We start from the raw sequence: 21375 nt of genomic DNA, 5'->3' as shown, positions 1-21375 counted from the left end.
GCCACGCCTACTGCCACGGGGTGTTCAAGCGCCATCTGCTTTCGGCTGGTTGCCACGCCCACCGGATCGCAGGCCGAGGATGGCCGCTTGATCCTGATCTCCCGCCGCACCACCGCATCCGCGGACGGCCGCCCTGACGTGGATCGAGTGCGCGTCCACGGTACGGACAAAGTCAGCTGGTGAGCTCGGTCAGCATCCGGTCCGCCAGAATTTGAGCCGTGGCCGGGGCCATCGCCACGCCGTTGCGATGATGGCCGATGTTGACCCACAGATTGTCGTAGCCCCCGACCCGCCCGATCTCCGGAACTCCGTCGGGACTGCCGGGCCGCAGCCCCGCCCAGTGATGAACGACCTCGGCAGTCGCCAGACCAGCATCCATGTTCACCGCGGCCTCCACCAGCTCCCGCCTTCCCGCCGCGGTGGTCGAACGGTCGAATCCCGCGTTCTCCATGGTGCTGCCGCACAACACCAGCGTCTCCGACCGCGGGACCAGGTAACGACCGTCCTGGAGCACGATCGCGCCTGAGGTCGCGCGACCTTTCAGTGCGATCATCTGCCCGCGCACCGGATGGATGTCGCACGAAACCCCGATTTCCTCCAGCAGCTTGCCCGACCAGGCTCCGGCGCAGATCAGAATCTGATCGAACTCGGTCTGATCACGTCCCGCGACCCGCAGGGTGCCCCGCGCGCCTGCGCCTGTCAGTTCAACCCGAGTGCTGCAATGAATCCGCACCCCCGCCGCGGTGGCCAGTTCCCCGAGTACGCGGCCCGCTCGGGGCGTGCGCACCTGATCGATCGTGGGGAGGTTGACGCGATCGCCGGCCAGCAGCCTGAGCGGCAGCTCGAAGCGGCGTGCCCACTGCTCGGCCTGATCACAGCGATCATTCACCGTCATCGAGGATCGGATCAGTCCGGCCTCGCGTTCACGCGAGGTGCGCTCAAGCTCCTCCCGCCACAGACGCGCGCCGCGCAGGGCAATCTCGCAGACGCCGTCGGGGTAACTCCAGGGCCACAGCGGGCAGAGAATGCCGCCGCCCGCCCAGGACGCCTCGCCGGCTACCGCCCCCGCGTCGAAGACCTGCACGCGCGCACCCCGACGCGTGAGCGCGAGGGCGCTCCAGAGCCCGACCATGCCGGCTCCGACCACGGCAATGTTCATGGATGAATCGAACCTGACGGCCACTGAAGCTATGATGCAGACATGAGAGGTGGGAGGCTTATCAGCATGCGAGACGGTGTTTGGACGATCGACAGCCGGGAGACCAAATCTCGGCGGACTGAACGCGCCTTCACGCTGATCGAACTCGTCGTCACGGTGGCCATCGTCACCATTCTCGCGATGATCGCGATTCCGCAGTACGAACAATTCGTCCTGCGTTCCAACAGAACCGCCATCCAATCGTACATGGAAGAACTCCGCGGGCAGCAGGAGGCCTACGCGCTCCAGCACCGCGGCAGCTACGCCACGTCACTGCAACCACTGACAGGGTTCTCCGGAGATATCTTCATCGACACGGGCGGCAACGAGACGGGCAGTCAGACGGGCGCATCAAAATTCAGGGTTCGCATGACTAACGCGACGACGACCGGCTTCCTGCTTGAAGGCGTCCCGCTGGGTCGTCAGAACGACGACACGGATTGTCAGTCCTACTATCTGGCATCGGATGGTCGTGCATGGGCCAACTCCAGTGATTTCTCCACCGCGCTGGCCGCCGAGGACAAGGGGTGCTGGGGCCGCTAACCGGCGCGTAGCGCCGATGGCAACGAGAACGTGATGGTTTCCTCCCTACCCTTCAGCTCCTCTGCGGCCACACCACCGTAATCCTTCAGCCTCGCGACGACGCGAGCAACCAGCACTTCCGGCGCTGACGCCCCGGCGGTCACACCCACCGCGCGGCAGTCGGTGAGCCATTCGGCCTGGATGTCATCCGGCCCATCGATCAGCCACGCATTCGCGCCACATTGTTCGGCGAGCTCCCGCAAGCGGTTGGAGTTGGAGCTGTTCACTGAACCGACGACCAGCACGACATCCGCCCTGCGCGCCAGATCGCGCACGGCATCCTGGCGATTCTGCGTGGCGTAGCAGATGTCGTCCTTGCGCGGACCCTGCACGGCCGGAAACTTTGCCCGCAGCGCGTCGATCACGCGGGAGGTGTCATCCACGGACAATGTCGTCTGCGTGACATAGGCCAGACGCTCGGGATCTCTGGGATTGAGCTCGGCAACATCCTCAGGCGTTTCCACCAGATGGATGCGCCCGCCGCCAGAGGCATCGAACTGGCCCATCGTCCCTTCCACTTCCGGATGACCGGCGTGACCGATGAGCACGACATCCAGACCCTGCCGGGAATAGCGTGTGACCTCGATATGCACCTTGGTGACCAGCGGACAGGTGGCGTCGAAGACCGTGAGCCCGCGCACCTCGGCATCCCGCCGCACCTGCTGGGACACGCCATGCGCCGAGAAGATGCAGGTGGCGCCGGCCGGTATCTCGTCCACTTCCTCGACGAACACGGCGCCCTCGTCGCGAAGACGATCAACGACGAATCGGTTGTGTACGACTTCGTGACGCACGTAGATGGGCGCGCCGAGCTGCGTCAGCGCGCGTTCGACGATTTCGATGGCGCGGTCGACACCGGCGCAGAATCCGCGCGGGTTGGCGAGCAGAATATCCATGATCTATGCAGTCAGGCGTTGGAGGACGACGAGGCGCGGCGACCGGACAGGAACATGTCCAGCACCAGCGTCAGAGCGCCCAGGGTAATGGCGATATCGGCAACGTTGAAGGCCGGGTAATGCCAGGTCTTCCAGTGGAAGTCGATGAAATCAACCACGTAGCCCCGTGCCGCCCGGTCGATGACATTCCCCAGCGCGCCGCCCAGCACCAGGCACAGCGCGACGGCGAGCAGATGCTCGTCACGCGGATGCTTGCGCAGCCACCACAAAATCCAGACGGATACCGCAACCCCGAGCACGATGAAGACCCACGGCGGAAAGTCGGCGAACATCGAGAATGCCGCGCCGGTGTTGTGCAGATGCGTCAGATTCAAGATGGGCAGCAGTTCGATCCGCTCGTATTCCAGCATCGTCCTGAACACCAGCTGCTTGGTGATCTGGTCGATCAGAATGATGGCCGCGGACAGCCACAGCCAGTGAACGTTGGTGGGTCGAAAAGCCATGAATCAGTGCTCCAGATATCGCCGGGCCTCGACGACATCGTGTTGTATCTGTTGTTTCAGTGCCGACAGGCCGTCGAAGCGACGCTCGGGACGGATGAACTGGACGAACTCGACCCACAGGCGCTGACCATAAAGGTCGCCGGTCTCGTCAAGACAATGCACCTCCAGCAGATGCCCCTGTCCACTGACCGTCGGGCGCGTCCCGAAGTTCGCGACAGCCGGAAGGTTCGTCGAACCGCCCACACACACGCGCACCGCGTACACCCCGGTCCGCAACGCGGCCTTGCGCGCCAGATGAAGATTCGCGGTGGGAAACCCGATCGAGCGACCGGCCTGCTGCCCGCGGCGCACCTTGCCGGTGACGCGGTAGCGGCGACCGAGCAGCTGCGCCGCTCCGCCGACATCGCCGGATGCCAGCAATGATCGAACACCGGTGCTGCTTACCCGGTCGCCATCTTCCACCACGGTGCCCGCGACCTCGACGCTGAATCCGGCGGCATCACCCGCTTGTCTCAGCGACTCAATGTCACCGGCCCGTCGCGCACCGTAACGGAAATCCTCACCGACGATCAGGTGACGACAATGCAGACCCTCAACCAGCACATCGCGGACAAAACGCTCCGGTGTCATCGCGGCCAGGGCGGCATCGAACCGAAGGCAAAGCAACTGATCCACCAGCGCCTCCTCCTCCAGCATCGCAATCGTTTCGCTCAACCGATTCAGCCGTGGCGGCGCCGCGGCAGGATCGAAATGCTCCAGCGGTGTCGGTTCGAAGGTGATCAACGTACTGCGCGTCCCGTCCGTCCGCGCCTGCAACCTGCGCAGAATGCTGCGGTGACCGCGATGCAGACCATCGAAGTTGCCGATCGTGACGACAGAGGGCCGATGGTCCGGCCGCAAGTTGTGGAGTCCGCGGATCAGCTGCATTTGCCGCGAATTATACCGGGCCGGCGCCCGCCTCGCCGGTCTGCTCGACGACATCGGCCAGACGGAAATCGCGGGGGCGCAATCCCAGCACAAGCACCACGACGAGATAGACGAGAGCTCCGCCCCCGACTACCAGCAACAGCCACAGCACGCGGGTCATCAGCGAGGCCGCCACCCAGTCCTCCAGCGAGCCCATGGCGAAGAACAGGGCCAACCCCATCACCAGCGCGGCCGCGGCGGTGCTCAGCATCACCCTGATGAGTTGACGGGACAGCGTCAGGCCGATCGACCGTCGCAGCGCGCGATACAGCAGACCGGCGTTGATGAACGCACCCAGTGACGTCCCCAGGGCGAGTCCGGCATGCACCCCGCTCACGCCCAGCAGCGTGAACAGCCCGACCAGAACGATGTTCAGCACCATGGTCAGGCTCAGCGCGATCACGCCGCAACGCACGGGCGTGCGGGCGTCCTCCCGGGAGTAGAACGCGGGCGTCAGGATCTTGACCAGACTGAACCCGAAGAAGCCCAGCGCGTAGGCCATCAGGCTGCGGCGGGTCATGTCGACATCGAACGCCGAAAACGCGTTGTATTGAAACAGTGTCGTCACCAGCGGTCCGGCCAGCACGAAAAGACCCACCGCGGCGGGCACACCCAGCAGGAACAGGAACCGCAGCGCCCAATCCAGCGTCGCCGCGAACTCCTCGCGCCTGCCGCTGGCATGCTGCCCGGACAGACGCGGCAGGATCACCGTCGCCAGCGCAATGGAGAACACGCCCAGGGGAAACTCCATCAGGCGGTCGGAAAAATAAAGCCAGCTGATGCTTCCGGTGACCAGCAGCGACGCCAGAATGGTGTCCAGCAGCAGGTTGATCTGGGCGACCGAGGAGCCGAACAGAATCGGCCCCATCATCTTGAGGATGCGCCGGACCTGCGCATCCCCGAAGTCCGCCCGGGGCCAACCCAGCAGCCCGAGCCGCCCAACGCTGGGCAGATGAAAGCCGAGCTGGACGACACCCGCGACCAGCACGGCGACGGCGAGCGCATGGGTCGAAGGCGCGAAGACCACCGCGGCCGTGATCAGACAGACATTCAGCCACACCGGCGCGAACGCCGGCACGGCAAACCGATCGTAGGTGTTGAGCACACCGGCGAACAACGCCGACAGCGAGATCAGCAACAGATAGGGAAACGTCCATCGCAGCATGTCGGACGCGGCATTGAACTTGACCGGGTCGTCGACAAAGCCGACCGCGAACACGGCGATCACCGCTGGCGCGAACAGCACGCCGAGGATCGTCAGCAGGATCAGCACCACACCCAGGGTGCCCGCCGCTACGGCAATCAGCCGCCTGACGGCATCGTCGCCATCCGTCGACCGGGTCGCCGACAGCACCGGAACGAAGGCCTGCGCGAAGGCGCCCTCGGCGAACAGACGCCGCAGGAAGTTGGGAATCTTGAACGCGACGAGAAACGCATCCATACCCACGCCGGGTCCGAACAGCGTGGCGAACAAAACCTCCCGCGCCAGCCCCATGAAGCGGGAAACCAGTGTCATCCCGCCGACAATGGAGGTGGATCGAACGATGGTGCTCAAGACGGGTTCCGTGGATGAATGCGCGCCGGGAAACTGCCGCCAACCGAACGATGTCGGGTATGCGGATGTTCCCTAGATTATCGGATTGTTTGCGGCGCGACCCCGAGCATTGACTTTGCGGGCAAACGCCATAAAATACGCGGCCTTCCGATCTACCGCCAACCCCGTTTTCGAAGAGGATAGACGTGGCGAATTCCGCACAAGCACGCAAGCGCGCCAAGCAGGCCAAGGTGGCTCGCGAGCGCAACATGAGCCAGCGCTCCATGACGCGCACCTCCATCAAGAAGGTGGTGAGCGCGATCGAAAGCGGTGACAAGGATGCAGCGCAGGCCGCATACACGGCCGCCGTTCCGGTCATCGACCGCATGGCGCGCAAGGGCCTGCTGCACGCGAACAAGGCCGCTCGGCACAAGAGCCGCCTGAGCAAGCGCATTCAGGCACTCTGAACCACGTACTACGCGGTTCAAGCAAGAAGCCGGCGTCTCGCCGGCTTTTTTGTGCCCGTCACCAGCGTCGAATACAACCTCGCTCAGTCGCTCAGCGCGAGATTGTCCCGATGCACCAGTTCGGCATCACCCACGTAACCCAGGCGCTCGACCAACGCGCTGCTGGAAGCCCCGACAATCAGCGCGGCGTCGTCACTGGGGTAATTGCTGATGCCGGTCGCCAGCCGTGTGCCGGCGGCGTTGACGATCTCGACCAGGTCGCCACGACGAAACGAGCCGGCAACCCTGACCACGCCCACCGGTAACAGGCTGCCGCCCTGCTCCCGGATCGCACGCTCCGCGCCCCGGTCGATCTCGATCAGACCGGCAATTTGCAGGCGTCCCGCGATCCAGCGCTTGCGCCCCTTGAGCGCGGCACCGCCCGGCTCCAGCCAGGTGCCCCGCGCCGATCCGGCAATCCCGGCACCGATCGCAGCGTTGTCGCGACCATCCATCAGCAATGTCCAGGCGCCGCCACGGGCGGCCAGTGCCGCCGCATCCAGCTTGGTCACCATGCCGCCACGTCCAAGACGACCGGCACCGGCGCCGGCGTAGCCGCGCAAGGTCTCGTCGCCGGCCACTCCGCGTTCCACCAGCTGCGCGTCCGGATTCGTCGTCGGGTCTGCGGTCATCAAGCCCGGCTGATCGGTCAGGATGATCAGACCATCGGCATCGACCAACTGGGTCACGAGCGCGCCCAGGCGATCGTTGTCGCCAAAGCGGATCTCGTCCGTCGCCACGGTGTCGTTCTCGTTGACGATGGGCACGACGCCCAGTTCGATCAGCGACAGCAGCGTCGAGCGGGCGTTGAGGTAACGGCGTCGGTTCGCGACATCGTCATGCGTCAGCAGCACCTGCGCCGTATGCAGCCCGTGGCGGTTGAACGCTTCACCCCAGGCTTCGGTCAGGCCCATCTGCCCGATCGCCGCCGCGGCCTGTAGCCGGTCCAGGGAATCGGGACGCTCCGACCAGCCCATGCGCACCATGCCCTCGGCGACGGCGCCGGAGGACACCACGACGATTTGCGTACCGTCCTCGGCCGCCTCGGCGATCTGCCGTGCCCAGCCGCCAATCGCCGCGCGATCCAGCCCGCGCCCGCCCTGCGTGATCAGTGAGCTGCCGATCTTGATGACCAGGCGCCGCGACTTGCTCATGCAGACGTCTCGTCGTCGTCCGTCGTATCCGCAGCCTTCAGGTGGCTGTAGATGTCCCGCATCAGCGCCTCCGTGCCCTCGCCACTGTGGCTGGAAATCGCGTAGACCGGCCCCGTCCATTGCAGGTCCGCGACCAGCGTCGACAGCTCCTCCGCCGCCAGCTCGCTGCCGAGCACATCGATCTTGGTCAGCACCAGCCAGCGCGGGATGGATTCCACCTCGTCACCGTACTGCTTGAGCTCCGCATCGATCTTGCGAACGCGCTCGGCCGCGGTTTCGCCACTCGCGGTCTCCGGTTCGACCAGATGAAGAATCAGGCGGGTACGCTGAAGATGGCGCAGGAACTGATGCCCGAGCCCGACACCGTCGGCCGCGCCCTCGATCAGCCCCGGCACATCGACCATGACGAAACTCTCGGCCGGACCGACGCTGACCACCCCGAGATTGGGATGCAACGTGGTGAACGGATAATCGGCCACCTTGGGCCTGGCCGCGGACACCGCACTGATCAGACTGGACTTGCCGGCGTTCGGCATACCGGCCAGACCAACATCGGCGAGCAACTTCAGCTCCAGACGCAGCTTGCGCCGGTCGCCAGGCTTGCCGGGCGTGAACTGGCGCGGCGCGCGGTTGGTACTGCTCTTGTAGCGAGCATTTCCAATCCCGTGCCAGCCGCCATGAGCGACCATGACCCGCTGGCCCGGGGTCATCAGCTCACCAATGGTTTCACCGGTGTCCATGTCCTGGATCGCCGTGCCCAGCGGCATGGGAATCTCACAGTCGTCACCTCGCGCGCCGGTGCAGTTGGCGCCACGGCCGTTCTCGCCGCGCTTCGCGGCAAAGCGACGCGTGAAGCGGAAGTCGGCGAGCGTGTTGATCTCCTCGTCGGCGACCGCGTAAACGTGGCCGCCATCCCCGCCATCGCCACCATCCGGACCGCCGAAGGGCACGTACTTCTCGCGGCGAAAACTCACGCAGCCGTTGCCGCCGTCGCCCGCCTCGACGGTGATGGTCGCCTCGTCAACAAACTTCACTGGATGACTCCCGGAGCGTGATTCTCGTGGCGGTGCCGTGATGCGCGACCACCATCAGATACAAAAAAGGCCTCGCCGGCGCGCCGACGAGGCCCTTGCACGTTCGTGTCGGCGTGCTTGGCTTAGGCCAGCTCGACCGGCTCGATGCGCACGTACTTGCGCTTCTCGGCGCCCTTGACCTCGAAGACCACGCGACCGCCCACCTTGGCGAACACGGTGTGATCCTTGCCCACGCCGGCGTTCTCGCCGGGGCGGAAGCGGGTGCCACGCTGGCGCACGACGATGCTGCCGGCGGAGACAACCTGCCCGCCGAACGCCTTGATTCCCAGTCGTTTGGACTCTGAATCGCGGCCGTTGCGAGTACTACCGCCTGCCTTTTTATGTGCCATGTCTGTGCTCCTTAGCCGGCGATGCCGGTAATCTTGAGTTCGGTGTAGTTCTGGCGATGCCCCTGGGTACGCTTGTAACCCTGGCGGCGCTTGAACTTGATGACGCGGATCTTGTCGCCCCGACCTTCACCAGCCACTTCGGCCGTGACCGAGGAACCCTCGACAAACGGCTTGCCGATCTTGACCGATTCGCCCTCGCCAACCATCAGCACTTCGTCAAAGGTGATGGTGTCACCCGCTTCCGCCTGCAGGGTTTCGACGCGAATGACATCGCCTTCGGCCACACGATACTGCTTGCCACCCGTCTTAATGACCGCGTACATCTGAAATTCTCCGGAAATGAAACTGCGGCACACAACGCCGCAGCCGAAATTCAAGGGCGCGAATTCTACGTGGACAAGGGATTTCGGTCAACGCGACACGCGGTTTTTTCGAGACGTTCACGGAGCCTGGCCGGCAAAGCCTTCCGCGTCCCGGTCCATTTGCATCTCGAGCGCCAAGTTTGCGCCAAATTCAACCGCTTAGATAGTCCACCGCTTGTTCTTGTAAACACCTGCCGATAGCATCCGCGCATTCGCCCCCCAGCCAATTCGAATGGAACTCGCCGAACTGCTGTCTCCGATCGCCGCCGACATGGCCGCGATCAATCAACTGATCCGGGACGAACTGCAGTCCGATGTCCTGCTCATCAACCAGATTGGGCATCACATCGTTTCCGGCGGCGGAAAGCGGATGCGCCCCGCCCTGGTCGCGTTTTCCGCGCAGGCACTTCAGTTCGCGGATTCGCGTGTTCCGGTCGCCGCGGCCATCATCGAGTTCATCCACACCGCGACGCTGCTTCATGACGACGTGGTCGACGAGTCGACCCTGCGTCGCGGTCGCGAGACGGCGAACGCCGCATTCGGCAACGCGGCCAGCGTGCTGACCGGCGACTTCCTCTATTCGCGTGCGTTCGAGCTGATGGTGCGCCTGGACTGCATGCCGGTCATGGACCTGCTGGCCAGCACGACCAACGCGATCGCCGAGGGTGAAGTCCTGCAGTTGATGAACATCGGCAATCCGGACATCACCGACGCCCAGTACCTGGACGTGATCGATCGCAAGACCGCACGGCTGTTCCGCGCCGCGACGCTGTTGCCGGCGCTGCTGAGCGACGCATCGGAGGAACGGGCCACCGCGATGGCGGACTACGGCCAGGCGCTCGGCATGGCCTTCCAGCTGGTCGATGACGCCCTGGACTATCTCGGCAGCGAGACGGACCTGGGCAAGCACGTCGGAGACGATCTCGCCGAAGGCAAGCCAACGCTGCCGCTGATGCGCGTGCTCCAGCTCGGTGAGCCGGCGGCGCAGGCTCGCGTGCGGCGCGCCATTACCGAAGCAACGCCCGAGGAACTGCCGGCGATCATCGAGGACATCCGCGCGGTCGGCGGCATCGAGCAGACCACCCGACTCGCGGAGGACTACGCGGAGCAGGCGGTTCGGGCGCTGGATGCGCTGGACGCCTCGCCGGAGCGCGACACGCTTGCGGCACTGGCGCGCTTCTCCGTGGAACGCATCAGCTAGGGCCGTGATTCAGCAACAAAAAAGGCGACCGCGAAGGTCGCCTTTTTTGTGGGCCACGAGGGCCGAAACAGTGGTCGGGGTGACAGGATTTGAACCTACGACCCCTGCCTCCCGAAGACAGTGCTCTACCAGGCTGAGCTACACCCCGAACCGTGGTCGGAACGACGCCCGACCGGCGGCGGACTATACGCAAAGCCCCCCGATCACGCAACGGATTTTCCGACCGGTTACGGCGTCCGAATCGCCAGCAGACGAATCTCCGACATGTCCTCGATCGCGAAGCGCAGACCCTCGCGCCCCAGCCCGCTGTCCTTGACCCCGCCGTAGGGCATCTGGTCGGTGCGCCAGGACGGCACATCGCCGATGATCACGCCGCCGACCTCCAGCGTGTCCCAGGCCTGCTGCATGCGGTAGAGATCCCGCGTGAAGATGCCGGCCTGGAGGCCGAACCGGGACTGGTTGATCGTGGTCAGCGCCTCGTCGAAGGAGTCGAAGCTCGACAACACCGCGGCCGGCCCGAACGCCTCCTCGGTGACCAGCTTCTGATCACCGGGCACGTTCTCCATCAGCGTCGCCTGCAACATGGCACCGTCGCGACCGCCGCCGCAGAGAACGCGACCGCCAGCGGCCTCGGCCTCCTGGATCCAGCCATGCAGCCGCTTGGCCTCCCCTTCGGAAATCATCGGCCCGATGAAGGTCTCGCGATCGCTGGGATCACCCGCCTTGAGCGTCTTGGTGGCTTCGACGAAACGGTCGCGCAGTTCCTCGTAGCGACTGCTGTGCACCAGCACGCGCTGCACGCCGATGCAGCTCTGGCCCGACTGATAGAACGCCCCGATGATCAGCCGCGCGACCGCGTCATCCAGGTCATCCCAGGTTTCATCAATAATGCAGGCCGCGTTGCCGCCCAGCTCCATCACCACCTTCTTCTTGCCGGCGCGGGCCTTGAGCGCCCAGCCCACGGTGTCCGAGCCGGTGAACGACAGCAGTTTTAGGCGGTCGTCCTCGACCAGGGCGTCGGCCGCGTCACGCGTCATCGGCAGAATCGAGAACGCGCCTTCGGGCAGATCGGTCTCCGCCAGCGTCTCGCCGATGATCAGCGCGCCGATGGGCGTGCGCGATGCCGGCTTGAGCACGAACGGACAGCCGGCCGCGATCGCCGGCGCGACCTTGTGGGCGGCCAGATTCAGCGGAAAGTTGAATGGGGAGATGAACGCGCAGGGGCCGATGGGCACCCGCTTGTACATGCCCTCGTAGGCAGCCGCGCGCGCCGCGTTCGCCAGCGGAATCACCGCGCCGATGTCGTGCTCGGTCTCGGCGGCCGCAACCCGGAACGTCTCGATCAGGCGAGTCACCTCGCCTTCGGCGTCCTTGATCGGCTTGCCGGCCTCGATGCAGAGGCTTTCCGACAACTCGTCAAAGCGCTCCCGGAAGCGTGACACGCAGTGCTCCAGCACTTCGCGCCGCTGATAGGGCTTGAGGGCCGCCATCGCCGGGGTGGCCGCTTCGGAGGCGGCAATGGCCTTGTCCAGGGTGGCGGCGTCCGCCAACGCGACGCGGGTGGCCACGCCGCCCCGGTACTTGTCCGTCACTTCCAGATCGGTGTTGGCCTGGACCGGCTTGTTCGCCAGGTAGTAGGGGTACTGATCCTTGAGCATCGTCTCTCCGTGGGTGTTGTCCGCTCGCGTGCTCGCGTTGGCGATACCGCGTCAGTTGTTGACTTTGATCCGGCCCAGCCGTTCGGTGAGCTTGGTATTTTCCCTGTAATCCACCGGCATGACGACCAGTGCGGGGCCATCGTGGGCCAGCGCGCGATCCAGCGCCGGGCGCAGTTCCGCCGCCTTGTTCACATACTCGCCCTGCCAGCCGAAGCTCTCGGCGAGCTTCAGCCAGTCGGGATTCCCGAACGCGAGATTCGTGTGCCGCTTGAATTCATCCTGCTGCTTCCACGCGATCAGGCCGTAGCCGCCATCTTCCCAGACCAGCATGGTCACGTTCGCCTTGAGGCGCGCCGCGGTCTCCATTTCCTGCACGTTCATCATGAAATCGCCGTCGCCGGCAATCCCGAGCACCTTGCGGTCCGGGTGCACGAGATGCGCGGCGATCACGCCGGGCAGCGGCAGCCCCATGGAACAGAACCCGTTCGGAATCAGGCAGGTGTTGGGCTCATGGCAGTGGTAGTAGCGCGCGGTCCACATCTTGTGGGCGCCGACGCCGGACAACAGGATGTCCTCAGGACCCAGGGCCTGGCGGACATCCCAGATCGCCTTCTGCGGCCGGATCGGCCCGTCCCCATCGTCGTTCGCATGCTCGCGGAATTCGGCAAGCATGCGCTGGCGGACATCGGCCTGCACGGCGAAGTCGTAGTCGGGCACTCCGTCGCGTTCGAAGCGCTCGTTGAGCATCCACAGGCAATGGGCCAGATCGCCGATCACCTCGACCTCGGGATGGTAGTCACGGTCGATCTCTGCCGGTTCGAAGTCGATGTGGATCACCGCGCAGCGGTCCCCGCCCAGGTTCCAGCGACTGGGCGGATACTCCACCATGTCGTAACCCAGGGTGATGACGACATCCGCGGCCTCGATCGCGTCGACGACGTAGTCACGCTGACCGAGCCCGATGGTGAACAGCGAGTACGGCGCATCCATGTCGACGGCGCCCTTGCCCATGAACGTGCTCATCACGCCGATACCGGTCTGCTCGCAGAGCCGGCGCAGCTGGCGCGACGCCCGTCGACGGATCGCTCCGTTGCCGGCGATGATCACCGGTGATCTGGCATTGCGCAGCAAGTCGTAGGCCCGATCGACGATCTTGTCATCCGGCACCGGCCGGCGGAACCGGCGCGGCTCGACCGGCTGTGTCGTTGCCTCGCGCTTGGCGATGTTCTCCGGCAGTTCGATCAGCACGGCGCCGGGCTTTTCACGCCGCGCGGTGCGCACCGCCTTGCGAACGATCTCCGGCACCGCATCCGGCTCGGTGATCGTCTGCGCCCACTTGGTGACCGGCTCGTACATGCCGACCACATCCATGATCTGGTGGCTTTCCTTGTGCTGGCGGGCCGTCGCGCCCTGCCCCGTGATGCACAGCAACGGCGCGCGGTCCATGTTGGCGTCGGCGACGCCGGTGAGCAGGTTGGTGGCACCGGGTCCGAGTGTTCCCAGGCAGCCGGCCGGATTCCCGGTCAGGCGTCCGTAGACCTCCGCCATGAAGGCCGCCCCCTGCTCGTGGCGGGTCAGGACGAACTGGATGCTGGAACCCTCGAGCGACAGCATGAAGTCGGCGTTCTCCTCACCCGGAACGCCAAAGATGTATTCGATGCCTTCCTGTTCCAGACACCGCACCAGCAGATCGGACGTTTTCACCCCTCGCACTCCCTGTATCGAACCAGACCTCGATGTTGGTCGATCACGGTACACAACTCCGGCGACAACGCTGGTGGCACGGGCGGCCTGGACGTGACGACGGACACATCCTCGGCGCCGCATTCCGGCGGTGACGGAGAATCAACCGCCCGGGGTATCGGACGGGAGGGTCTCGGGTGTCACCTCCGGCTCCGATTCGCCCACCGGCTCCTCCGGCTGCGCGGTTTGTTCGTCGGGGGGCACCGCCTGCGGAGAGATGCCGTCACTTTCCTCGGACTCTTCCTCCGGGGCGTCCTCTCCATCCATGCGCGGCGATGACTCCTCGGCGCGCTCCGGTGGTGGCCGTTCGATCTCGGAGGCGTCATCCTTTTTCTCGACATCCGTCGTGGCATCCACCTCGGGATCGGGCACCTCCCGCGCCGCCTCTTCCTGCACGGCTTCCTCGGTGGTCTGGATACCGATCCGAAACGCGGCGAAACCCGGCATCACCACCTGGTTCAGCGCCATGCCCAGCACACGTCCCCGATAAGGCGATCGGATTTCGTGACGCACGTTGGTCAACGGATCGGTGACGGTTCCCATCACCGTCCCCTCGCTGACGACATCCCCGACCCGTACCAGCGTGAGCAGGATGCCGCCGTGGTCGGACCGCACCCAATACGACTCGTAGAACACCGGCTGCGGGGTCGACCAGCGCCGCTCGCGTTCGATCATTCCCAACTGATGCATCAGCGTTTCAATACCGCGCACGCCCTGATCCACCTGTGATGGCTCCAAGCGCAGCGGCTCACCCGCCTCCAGCGTCACCGCGGGAATGCCCGCGTCCACGGCCGCGCGGCGCAGCGTGCCCTTGGCGCCCTCGGTGTGCAGCACCGCGATGCCGCCGAATCCGCGGCTGAGTTCGACCACTTCGGGCTTGGTCAGATCAGCCCGCAGTTGCGGCAGATTGGTGCGGTGAAACGAACCGGTGTGCAGGTCGGCGAGCTGATCGCAATGCTCGATCACCTCGGTGAAGAATGACTGCGCGACGCGCGAGGCCAGACTCCCCGTGGGTGACCCCGGAAAGTATCGGTTGAGATCACGCCGGTCGGGCAAATAGCGCGAATTGCGCTGGAACCCGGCCAGGTTGACGATGGGCACGCCGATAACCGTGCCCGACAGGGTCTTGGGATCCAGCGAATGGACCACGCGACGAATGATCTCGATCCCGTTGAGTTCATCACCATGCACGGCACCGGTCAGACACAGCACCGGGCCGGGGTTGGCGCCATGCGAGACCAGCACTGGTGTCGCGCCACCAAGCTGGCCGAAGTGGTAGCTCGCGGTCCACGCGAGCTGACGCCAGGTGCCTGGCTGAACCTCCTGTCCCAGCAGCGGGAAGGGTTGGACCCCTTCGGGCTCCGGCTCCGGCGCGGGCACCGACGTGTCCTCGGCAGTGTCCTCCGGCGTCGGTGAGGCGGCGCTCTCCGCTGGCGCGGCCGGCTGTTCCGCGGAATCCGGCGGCGCCACCTGCCCGGCGACGTTGTCGTCCGGGGGCGTCGGAGGCTGGGCGTCAGCAGGGAATCCCATGACCCCGAGTGCGGCGGTGATCACGACGATGGCAAGGCGATTACTCATTCTGCTCCAAGCTATCAAGCTCCTGTCCGGCACGCGAGCAGCCAGGGGCTACCGATGCGGGCCGTGCGACTTTAACGGCGATTGCCTAGACTGATACGCAGGCACTCAACAGACGCCCGACATCATGCGATGGTTCCTCGCGACCGCGATTGTGGCCGGTCTGGTTTCCACCTCCGACGCGCTCGCCGACAGCCGCACACCCGGAAAAGTAATCGCCGGCTGGGTGGAAAAGGTCACGGTCAAACCCTGGGACGTGGTGGTTTCCGCCAAGCTGGATACCGGCGCGCTCACCTCCTCGATTCACGCGGAAGCGATCGAACGCTTCACCAGGGACGACGAAAAATGGGTGCGCTTCACCCTGGTCCTGGAGGACGAGGATGACGAGGTGCATCGCATCGAAACCGAACAACCTCTGGCGAGAAACGTCCGGATCAAGGACCATGACGACCCCAGCGCGCGTCGTGCGGTCGTCGAACTGGAACTGTGCTTCGATGGACGCAGGCATCGCACCCAGTTTTCGCTGGCCGATCGAGGCGACTTCATCTACCCGGTCCTGCTGGGCCGTCGTTTCATGGAAGATGTCGCCGTGGTGGATCCGGAAGCAACGTTCCTGACGCAGGCTCGTTGCGAGTGAACCACGTTGTCCCGGAAGGTGTTGACGAGTCGATGACAAAAAGTCGGGTAACCCCGGGAATGCCACCGGATCACTTCATGACGCGGTCCGCCGCATTGACGAGAGCAGCTTGTTGAGAAACCTGCCTGTTTGGATTATCGCCGCGCTGCTGATGGCCGCCGGCGCGGCCATGTGCGCGTACAAGGTCCGGGCGCTGGGCCTGCCCCTGTTGCCGAGCACGGATACCGCGGTGTGGACGGTGGAGGCGCGCGCCGCATTCCGGGCGCGGGGCGGACCGGTCAAGGCCACGTTGCTCATCCCCAAACAGCCTCCGGGGTTCGAGCATCTCGACGAGCACTACATTTCCAACGGGTTCGGCGTGACCCAGGAAGCCAGCGGCCTCAACCGCGCGGCGCTGTGGGCGGTGCGCAGGGCCAACGGAACCCAGGCGGTCTACTACCGACTGACCGTCTACGAAACCGACACTGACAACCCGACGCACCAGGACCCCTTCCCGGGCTATCCGCGCGTTCCGGACTACGGCGAATCCACGCAGGCGGCCGTCAACGCCTTGCTGAACGAGGTGCGCTCCGAATCCGCCGACATCGCCACCTTCGCCCGCGCGCTGATCGCACGCATGAACCGCGAAGGCGCCAATCCGTCGGTGGACAGCCTGCGAACCGGGGGCGACAGCCCCGGCGCCTGGGCGCAATGGCTCGTCGACGTGCTGGCCGGCGCGCGCATCCCCGCCCGCGTGATCTGGGGCCTGCCGCTGGTCGACGGCACGCGTGATGCCACCCTGGTGCCGTACATCGAGGTCCACAACGAGCAGCGCTGGATTCCGATGTCACCGGAGACGGGCAAGGTCGGCCTGCCGGACGACTTCCTGGTGTGGCGTATCGGCAACGATCCGCTGCTCGCCGTGGATGGCGGCGCCCAGCCCGACGTGCGGTTCTCCGTCACCCGCAGCCAGCGCCAGATCGTCTCCATCGCCCGGGACCGGGCCCGGCAGCACGGATCGCTGGTGCTGGACTACTCGCTGTTCTCGCTGCCCGTGCAGACGCAGAACGTCTATCGCGTTCTGCTGACCGTCCCGCTGGGCGCCTTTCTGGTCGTCCTGCTGCGCAACGTGGTCGGGGTCAAGACCTTCGGGACCTTCATGCCCATCCTGATCGCACTGGCCTTCCGGGAGACCAAGCTCATCTGGGGCATCGTGCTGTTCACCCTGATCGTTGCGCTCGGATTGGGTCTGCGCTTCGCACTGGAGCGACTCAAGCTGCTACTGGTACCGAGACTGGCCTCCGTCCTGATCATCGTCATCCTGCTGATGCTGCTGGTCAGCCTGGTCAGTCACCACCTCGGCATGGACCGCGGGCTGTCGATCGCCCTGTTCCCGATGGTGATTCTGGCGATGACCATCGAACGCATGTCGCTGGTCTGGGAAGAGCATGGCGCCTGGGAAGCCATTCTCCAGGGTGGTGGCAGCCTGCTGGTCGCCGCGGCCGGGTTCCTGGTGATGAGCAACCCGCTGCTGACCCACCTGGTCTTCGTGTTCCCGGAACTGCTGCTGGTACTGCTCGGTGCCTGCCTGATTCTCGGCCGCTACACCGGCTACCGGCTCTCGGAATTCTGGCGCTTCAGGGCCGTGTTGGCAGGCAAGGACCAGTGATGCGCTGGCCGGGCACGATTCTGCGCGAGGCCGGTATTCTGTCGATGAATCAGCGTAATGCTGATTACATCATGCTGAACAACAAGCGCCGGCTTTACCCCCTGGTCGACGACAAGCTCAAGACCAAGGAGCTGGCGCAACAAGCCGGTATCGCGGTGCCGGAGCTTTACGGCGTGGTGAAGACCGAGCACGCCATCGGTGATCTGGAAGACCTGCTGGGTGAGCACCGCTCCTTCGTGGTCAAGCCCGCGCACGGAAGCGGCGGCAACGGCATTCTCGTCATCACCGACCGCCGCCAGAGCCGCTATGTGAAAGCCAGCGGTTCGATGATGTCAGCGGACGATCTCAACCATCACATCTCCAACATCCTGTCCGGCATGTTCAGCCTGGGTGGCATGCCGGATCACGCGATGGTCGAGTACTGCGTGCAATTCGATCCGATTTTCGAGGATGTCGCGTTCCAGGGCGTTCCCGACATCCGCACGATCGTGTTTCGCGGGGTGCCGGTCGCATCAATGGTCCGCCTGCCGACGCGTGCCTCCGACGGCAAGGCCAATCTGCATCAGGGCGCGGTGGGTGCCGGCATCGACATGGCGACGGGTCTGACGCAGTCCGGCGTGTGCCAGAACGCCCGCGTGACCACGCACCCCGACACCGGCGCGCCGCTCGCCGGCATCAGCATCCCCGGCTGGGACAAGCTGCTGCTGCTGGCCGCCCGATGCTACGACCTCGCGGCGCTCGGCTATCTGGGTGTCGACGTCGTGCTGGACCGGGAGCACGGTCCCCTGGTGCTTGAGCTCAATGCCCGGCCGGGACTGTCCATTCAGCTGGCGAACCGGCGCGGCCTGCTACCGGCGCTGAAGGCGATCGAACGGATGAAGACGATCCCGACCAGCGCTGACGAGCGTGTCGCGCTCGGGCTGGACTTGCTTGTACGCCACGCACCGTCATAATTCCCGCTGACCGCCATCCGGCTGATCCCGGCCTGCGCGGCTTCAACCATCAGATGGGCGGATCGGGTGCGTTACTGCCGCCGGATATCGCCTCGAACAACGAAAATCTGCGTGCGGATTCCGAGGAACTCATGAAGAAAAGCCTGATCGGCCTTGTCACCGCCATCACCTTCATTCTCACGGGCTGCGGGGCCTCCGGCGACCCAATCGAAGTCGACAACGGCTGGGTTCGCGCAATGCCGCCCGGTGCCAAGATGACCGCCGGGTATGTCACGGTGACCAACAACGGCAAGGGCGAACTGCGGGTGCTCGGCGCATCCAGCCCGTTCTTCGGACGCATCGAAATGCACACCACGGTGATGGACGACGGCGTGCAGAAAATGCGCATGGTCGACGGCTACAAGATCGCACCAGGCGAATCGCTGGAACTGAAGGCCGGCAGCGATCATCTGATGATGCGCTTTCCCCGCGACCTCGAGACCGCCGGCGGACAGATCCCGGTATCCATGGCCTTTCGCACGACCGACGGCGAACTGGTCTCCATCGAATCCACGTTCGAACTGCGGCAGTCCGCTCCGAACTGAATCCTGTCCATCCGCAGGGGTAACGTCCCGCCCCTTCGGGTTGCCCATCCAGGAGCGTCACGCGCGTAGAATTCGCGCATGCATCTGGTCACCCTCCTCTCCAGCCTGATCGCGCTGCTGTTCGGGCCGCTGGCCTACGCCTGGCTTAGCCGCCAGCGTCGTCTCAGCGCGGTCCTCGACGGGTTCGTGTTCGTCAGCATCGCCGGGATCGTCCTGCTTGAGGCGCTACCCGACGCGGTCGCGCACGGCGGCGTTCTCGCCTGGCTGGCGCTGGCCATCGGCATGTTCGGGCCAACCCTCGCGGAATCACTGCTGCACCACGCCGCCCGCGAGACCCATCTGGTCACCCTGCTGCTGGGCGGGCTCGGGCTGATCCTTCACGCGACGGTAGACGGCGCCGCCCTGTCGGAACCTGCCCATGCCGGCCCGGCACTGGCGCTGGCCGTCGTGCTGCACCGTATCCCGGTCGGCCTGGCGATCTGGTGGCTGGTCCGTCCAACCTTCGGGGTGCGGGCCGCCTGGGTGACGCTGGTCCTGATGCTGATCGGCACCACGGTCGGCTACGGGATGGGCGGTGACGTCATCGCGCATGGCACCACACCGGGCCTAGCGATCTTCCAAGCCTTCATCGCCGGCTCGATTCTGCACGTGGTGTTCAACAAGCCCCATCTTGGCGACCGCTACGCGGTGGATTCGCATGATCACATTCCGCCGCGCTTCGAGGGCCTGGGCAACGTGCTCGGTCTGGGGGTCGTGCTCGCCGTGGCGCTGCTGCACGGCGACGCCGGTCACGAGTCGTCCGTTGAACTGCCCTGGGCACGGTTGCTGGATCTGACGTTGATCAGCGCGCCGGCACTGCTGCTCGGTTTCCTGCTCGCCGCCGCACTAGGCACCTGGCTGCCCGAGGCGCCAGTGCGCTGGCTGCAGCGCGGACCCGCCCTCAGGCAGGCCTGGCGAGGCATGTTGTTCGGACTGCCGCTACCGGTTTGCAGCTGCGGCGTGCTTCCCGTTTATCGCACCCTGATCCGGCGTGGCGTGCCCGGCTCCGCCGGCATCGCCTTTCTGGTCGCGACGCCCGAACTGGGCCTGGATGCGATCCTGCTCTCCCTGCCGCTGCTGGGCGATTCGATGACGCTGGCGCGAGTGGTCGCCGCTGCAATTCTGGCCCTGCTCGTCGGCTGGTGGGTCGGGCCGAAAATCGTCGCGGCATCGCAAGACCACCACGACCATGACGCCTGCTGCGGATCGGACGCGGATGCGCCCGAGCAGCAAGCCACCGCATGGACGCGGTTCCGGGACCAGCTCGATGAGCTGGTGCGCGCAACCGGCCCGTGGCTGATCGTCGGTCTCGTACTGGCCGCGATCGCCGAACCCCTGCTGGAGCAAGCCCCGTTCATGGCATGGCCCGGCGCGGTGCAGGTGCTTTTCTTCGCAGTGATCGGGATTCCGATCTACGTCTGCGCCTCGGGCGCGACGCCGATCGTCGCGATTCTGCTTGCCGGTGGTCTGTCACCCGGCGCCGGACTGGCGTTCCTGCTGTCGGGACCGGCCACCAACGTCGCGAGCTTCGGCCTGCTGCGCAATCTGCATGATCGCGCCACCGCGATCCGTTTCGCCGTGGCGATGATCGCCGGAGCGGTCGTGCTGGGATTACTGACCAACGCCATGCTCGACGAGGGCGGACGCTTTGTCGCCGAGGAGCTGCAACATCAGGGCGGCAACTGGATGCAGTGGCTCAGCCTGCTGCTGCTGGGCGTGCTGGTGGGTGCTGCCGTATTGAATCAGGGAGCCCGGCGCTTTTTCGCCGAGGGACTGCGGGGCGAACACGCCCCGCACTCCCATCAGCACTGAGACCGGATTCAGGCAGCCGCGTCGACGGCGGGCGCGGACCTGGTCTTCGCTTCCTGCTGCAACAGGCTGATCGCATCGGCCAGCGGCAACGTCTGCTGTTGCTTCTGTCCCAGCCGCCGGATCGTGACCTTGCCGGCCTCCGCCTCATTGCGGCCCAGCACGAAGATCGCGGGAATCTTCTGGTGGCTATGCTCGCGGATCTTGTAGTTGATCTTCTCGTTGCGAATGTCCAACTCGGCACGAAGACCGGCCGCCTTCAACGCATCGACGACCTGCCGGGCATAGTCATCCGCATCGGAGACGATGGTCGCGACAACCACCTGCACCGGTGACAGCCAGAACGGCAGCGCGCCGGCGTATTGCTCGATGAGGATGCCGATGAAGCGTTCCAGCGAACCGAG

General features: G+C 65.3%; 22 protein-coding genes and 1 tRNA gene. 9 read left to right on the top strand and 14 right to left on the bottom strand.

Annotated features, from left to right (window positions below):
* Positions 1-183, top strand: a 183-nt coding sequence (locus tag ABNS06_RS05320) for a hypothetical protein (RefSeq protein ID WP_348673042.1), incomplete at its 5' end; no start/stop codon positions are given.
* On the opposite strand, the gene ABNS06_RS05315 is transcribed toward ABNS06_RS05320, so the two are convergent.
* Entirely contained in the window at positions 173-1159 is a 987-nt protein-coding gene (locus ABNS06_RS05315; protein WP_348673041.1) for an FAD-dependent oxidoreductase, read from the bottom strand. The genes ABNS06_RS05320 and ABNS06_RS05315 overlap by 11 nt on opposite strands.
* A gap of 66 nt (positions 1160-1225) precedes the next feature.
* Between ABNS06_RS05315 and ABNS06_RS05310 the strand changes: the two genes are divergently transcribed.
* The gene (locus tag ABNS06_RS05310) at positions 1226-1741 is read left to right on the top strand and encodes a type IV pilin protein (RefSeq protein WP_348673040.1); all 516 of its coding nucleotides are present in this window, start codon (positions 1226-1228) and stop codon (positions 1739-1741) included.
* On the opposite strand, the gene ispH is transcribed toward ABNS06_RS05310, so the two are convergent.
* The 4 genes from ispH to murJ are packed head-to-tail and all read right to left on the bottom strand — an operon-like array spanning position 1738 to position 5700.
* Entirely contained in the window at positions 1738-2676 is a 939-nt protein-coding gene (gene ispH, locus ABNS06_RS05305) for a 4-hydroxy-3-methylbut-2-enyl diphosphate reductase (RefSeq protein ID WP_348673038.1), read from the bottom strand. The two genes, ABNS06_RS05310 and ispH, sit on opposite strands and share 4 nt — an antisense overlap.
* 11 nt (positions 2677-2687) lie before the next feature.
* Positions 2688-3179: a signal peptidase II gene (gene lspA / locus ABNS06_RS05300; RefSeq protein ID WP_348673036.1), complete on the bottom strand. Its 492-nt coding sequence runs from the start codon at positions 3177-3179 to the stop codon at positions 2688-2690.
* Positions 3180-3182: 3 nt separating this feature from the next.
* Positions 3183-4106, bottom strand: coding sequence for a bifunctional riboflavin kinase/FAD synthetase (gene ribF / locus ABNS06_RS05295; RefSeq protein ID WP_348673035.1), 924 nt, complete (start codon positions 4104-4106; stop codon positions 3183-3185).
* Between the two features lie 10 nt (positions 4107-4116).
* Positions 4117-5700, bottom strand: a complete 1584-nt coding sequence (gene murJ, locus ABNS06_RS05290) for a murein biosynthesis integral membrane protein MurJ (RefSeq protein WP_348673033.1) — start codon at positions 5698-5700, stop codon at positions 4117-4119.
* Positions 5701-5885: 185 nt separating this feature from the next.
* On the opposite strand from murJ, the gene rpsT reads away from it, so the two are divergent.
* A complete protein-coding gene (gene rpsT / locus ABNS06_RS05285; protein ID WP_348673031.1) occupies positions 5886-6146 on the top strand; it encodes a 30S ribosomal protein S20 in 261 nt (86 codons plus the stop codon).
* Between the two features lie 83 nt (positions 6147-6229).
* Here the strand turns inward: rpsT and proB are convergent, their stop codons facing one another.
* From proB to rplU, 4 genes are all read right to left on the bottom strand, one after another.
* Positions 6230-7339 carry a glutamate 5-kinase gene (gene proB, locus ABNS06_RS05280; RefSeq protein WP_348673030.1) on the bottom strand — a complete coding sequence of 370 codons (1110 nt, stop codon included), beginning with the start codon at positions 7337-7339 and terminating at the stop codon, positions 6230-6232.
* A complete protein-coding gene (cgtA, locus tag ABNS06_RS05275; protein ID WP_348673028.1) occupies positions 7336-8373 on the bottom strand; it encodes an Obg family GTPase CgtA in 1038 nt (345 codons plus the stop codon). Before cgtA ends, proB begins: the two co-directional genes overlap by 4 nt.
* Before the next feature lie 122 nt (positions 8374-8495).
* Positions 8496-8762 (bottom strand): 50S ribosomal protein L27, encoded by a 267-nt coding sequence (rpmA, locus tag ABNS06_RS05270; RefSeq protein ID WP_348673026.1) that lies wholly within the window; start codon positions 8760-8762, stop codon positions 8496-8498.
* An 11-nt stretch (positions 8763-8773) separates the two neighbouring features.
* Entirely contained in the window at positions 8774-9085 is a 312-nt protein-coding gene (gene rplU / locus ABNS06_RS05265) for a 50S ribosomal protein L21 (RefSeq protein WP_348673025.1), read from the bottom strand.
* A gap of 271 nt (positions 9086-9356) precedes the next feature.
* Between rplU and ABNS06_RS05260 the strand changes: the two genes are divergently transcribed.
* The gene (locus tag ABNS06_RS05260; protein WP_348673024.1) at positions 9357-10325 is read left to right on the top strand and encodes a polyprenyl synthetase family protein; all 969 of its coding nucleotides are present in this window, start codon (positions 9357-9359) and stop codon (positions 10323-10325) included.
* Between the two features lie 71 nt (positions 10326-10396).
* Here ABNS06_RS05260 and ABNS06_RS05255 read toward each other — a convergent pair.
* The 4 genes from ABNS06_RS05255 to ABNS06_RS05240 form a co-directional block, all read right to left on the bottom strand.
* Positions 10397-10473 (bottom strand) — tRNA-Pro (locus tag ABNS06_RS05255).
* 79 nt (positions 10474-10552) lie between these two features.
* A complete protein-coding gene (locus ABNS06_RS05250; RefSeq protein WP_348673022.1) occupies positions 10553-11983 on the bottom strand; it encodes an aldehyde dehydrogenase family protein in 1431 nt (476 codons plus the stop codon).
* Positions 11984-12034: 51 nt separating this feature from the next.
* On the bottom strand, positions 12035-13687 hold the full coding sequence (locus ABNS06_RS05245; protein WP_348673020.1) for an acetolactate synthase large subunit: 1653 nt from the start codon (positions 13685-13687) through the stop codon (positions 12035-12037).
* 141 nt (positions 13688-13828) lie between these two features.
* The gene (locus ABNS06_RS05240; RefSeq protein ID WP_348673019.1) at positions 13829-15304 is read right to left on the bottom strand and encodes a succinylglutamate desuccinylase/aspartoacylase family protein; all 1476 of its coding nucleotides are present in this window, start codon (positions 15302-15304) and stop codon (positions 13829-13831) included.
* A 124-nt stretch (positions 15305-15428) separates the two neighbouring features.
* On the opposite strand from ABNS06_RS05240, the gene ABNS06_RS05235 reads away from it, so the two are divergent.
* The 5 genes from ABNS06_RS05235 to ABNS06_RS05215 all read left to right on the top strand — a co-directional run bounded on the left by ABNS06_RS05235 (position 15429) and on the right by ABNS06_RS05215 (position 20974).
* Positions 15429-15938 (top strand): RimK/LysX family protein, encoded by a 510-nt coding sequence (locus tag ABNS06_RS05235; RefSeq protein WP_348673017.1) that lies wholly within the window; start codon positions 15429-15431, stop codon positions 15936-15938.
* Between the two features lie 112 nt (positions 15939-16050).
* The gene (locus ABNS06_RS05230; protein WP_348673016.1) at positions 16051-17586 is read left to right on the top strand and encodes an inactive transglutaminase family protein; all 1536 of its coding nucleotides are present in this window, start codon (positions 16051-16053) and stop codon (positions 17584-17586) included.
* Positions 17586-18539, top strand: a complete 954-nt coding sequence (locus ABNS06_RS05225) for an alpha-L-glutamate ligase-like protein (protein WP_348673014.1) — start codon at positions 17586-17588, stop codon at positions 18537-18539. The genes ABNS06_RS05230 and ABNS06_RS05225 overlap by 1 nt, the downstream gene beginning before the upstream one ends.
* Before the next feature lie 131 nt (positions 18540-18670).
* Positions 18671-19123 carry a copper chaperone PCu(A)C gene (locus ABNS06_RS05220; RefSeq protein WP_348673013.1) on the top strand — a complete coding sequence of 151 codons (453 nt, stop codon included), beginning with the start codon at positions 18671-18673 and terminating at the stop codon, positions 19121-19123.
* A 78-nt stretch (positions 19124-19201) separates the two neighbouring features.
* Entirely contained in the window at positions 19202-20974 is a 1773-nt protein-coding gene (locus tag ABNS06_RS05215; RefSeq protein WP_348673011.1) for a permease, read from the top strand.
* Positions 20975-20982: 8 nt separating this feature from the next.
* Here the strand turns inward: ABNS06_RS05215 and ABNS06_RS05210 are convergent.
* A partial coding sequence (locus ABNS06_RS05210) for a His/Gly/Thr/Pro-type tRNA ligase C-terminal domain-containing protein (RefSeq protein WP_348673010.1) occupies positions 20983-21375 on the bottom strand: 393 nt, incomplete at its 5' end.

Origin of the sequence: uncultured Abyssibacter sp. (assembly GCF_964000955.1) — a bacterium.
Lineage (GTDB): Bacteria > Pseudomonadota > Gammaproteobacteria > Nevskiales > OUC007 > Abyssibacter.
The sequence above is the reverse complement of the archived record's forward strand: the minus strand, read 5'-3'. Positions and strand labels throughout refer to the sequence as shown.

Bases quoted from the DNA above. Each gene is read 5' to 3' on its own strand.
- ABNS06_RS05315 (WP_348673041.1), bottom strand. From the start codon at position 1,159: ATGAACATTGCCGTGGTCGGAGCCGGCATGGTCGGGCTCTGGAGCGCC.
- ABNS06_RS05310 (WP_348673040.1), top strand. From the start codon at position 1,226: ATGCGAGACGGTGTTTGGACGATCGACAGCCGGGAGACCAAATCTCGG.
- ispH (WP_348673038.1), bottom strand. From the start codon at position 2,676: ATGGATATTCTGCTCGCCAACCCGCGCGGATTCTGCGCCGGTGTCGAC.
- lspA (WP_348673036.1), bottom strand. From the start codon at position 3,179: ATGGCTTTTCGACCCACCAACGTTCACTGGCTGTGGCTGTCCGCGGCC.
- ribF (WP_348673035.1), bottom strand. From the start codon at position 4,106: ATGCAGCTGATCCGCGGACTCCACAACTTGCGGCCGGACCATCGGCCC.
- proB (WP_348673030.1), bottom strand. From the start codon at position 7,339: ATGAGCAAGTCGCGGCGCCTGGTCATCAAGATCGGCAGCTCACTGATC.
- rpmA (WP_348673026.1), bottom strand. From the start codon at position 8,762: ATGGCACATAAAAAGGCAGGCGGTAGTACTCGCAACGGCCGCGATTCA.
- rplU (WP_348673025.1), bottom strand. From the start codon at position 9,085: ATGTACGCGGTCATTAAGACGGGTGGCAAGCAGTATCGTGTGGCCGAA.
- ABNS06_RS05260 (WP_348673024.1), top strand. From the start codon at position 9,357: ATGGAACTCGCCGAACTGCTGTCTCCGATCGCCGCCGACATGGCCGCG.
- ABNS06_RS05250 (WP_348673022.1), bottom strand. From the start codon at position 11,983: ATGCTCAAGGATCAGTACCCCTACTACCTGGCGAACAAGCCGGTCCAG.
- ABNS06_RS05240 (WP_348673019.1), bottom strand. From the start codon at position 15,304: ATGAGTAATCGCCTTGCCATCGTCGTGATCACCGCCGCACTCGGGGTC.
- ABNS06_RS05235 (WP_348673017.1), top strand. From the start codon at position 15,429: ATGCGATGGTTCCTCGCGACCGCGATTGTGGCCGGTCTGGTTTCCACC.
- ABNS06_RS05225 (WP_348673014.1), top strand. From the start codon at position 17,586: ATGCGCTGGCCGGGCACGATTCTGCGCGAGGCCGGTATTCTGTCGATG.
- ABNS06_RS05220 (WP_348673013.1), top strand. From the start codon at position 18,671: ATGAAGAAAAGCCTGATCGGCCTTGTCACCGCCATCACCTTCATTCTC.
- ABNS06_RS05215 (WP_348673011.1), top strand. From the start codon at position 19,202: ATGCATCTGGTCACCCTCCTCTCCAGCCTGATCGCGCTGCTGTTCGGG.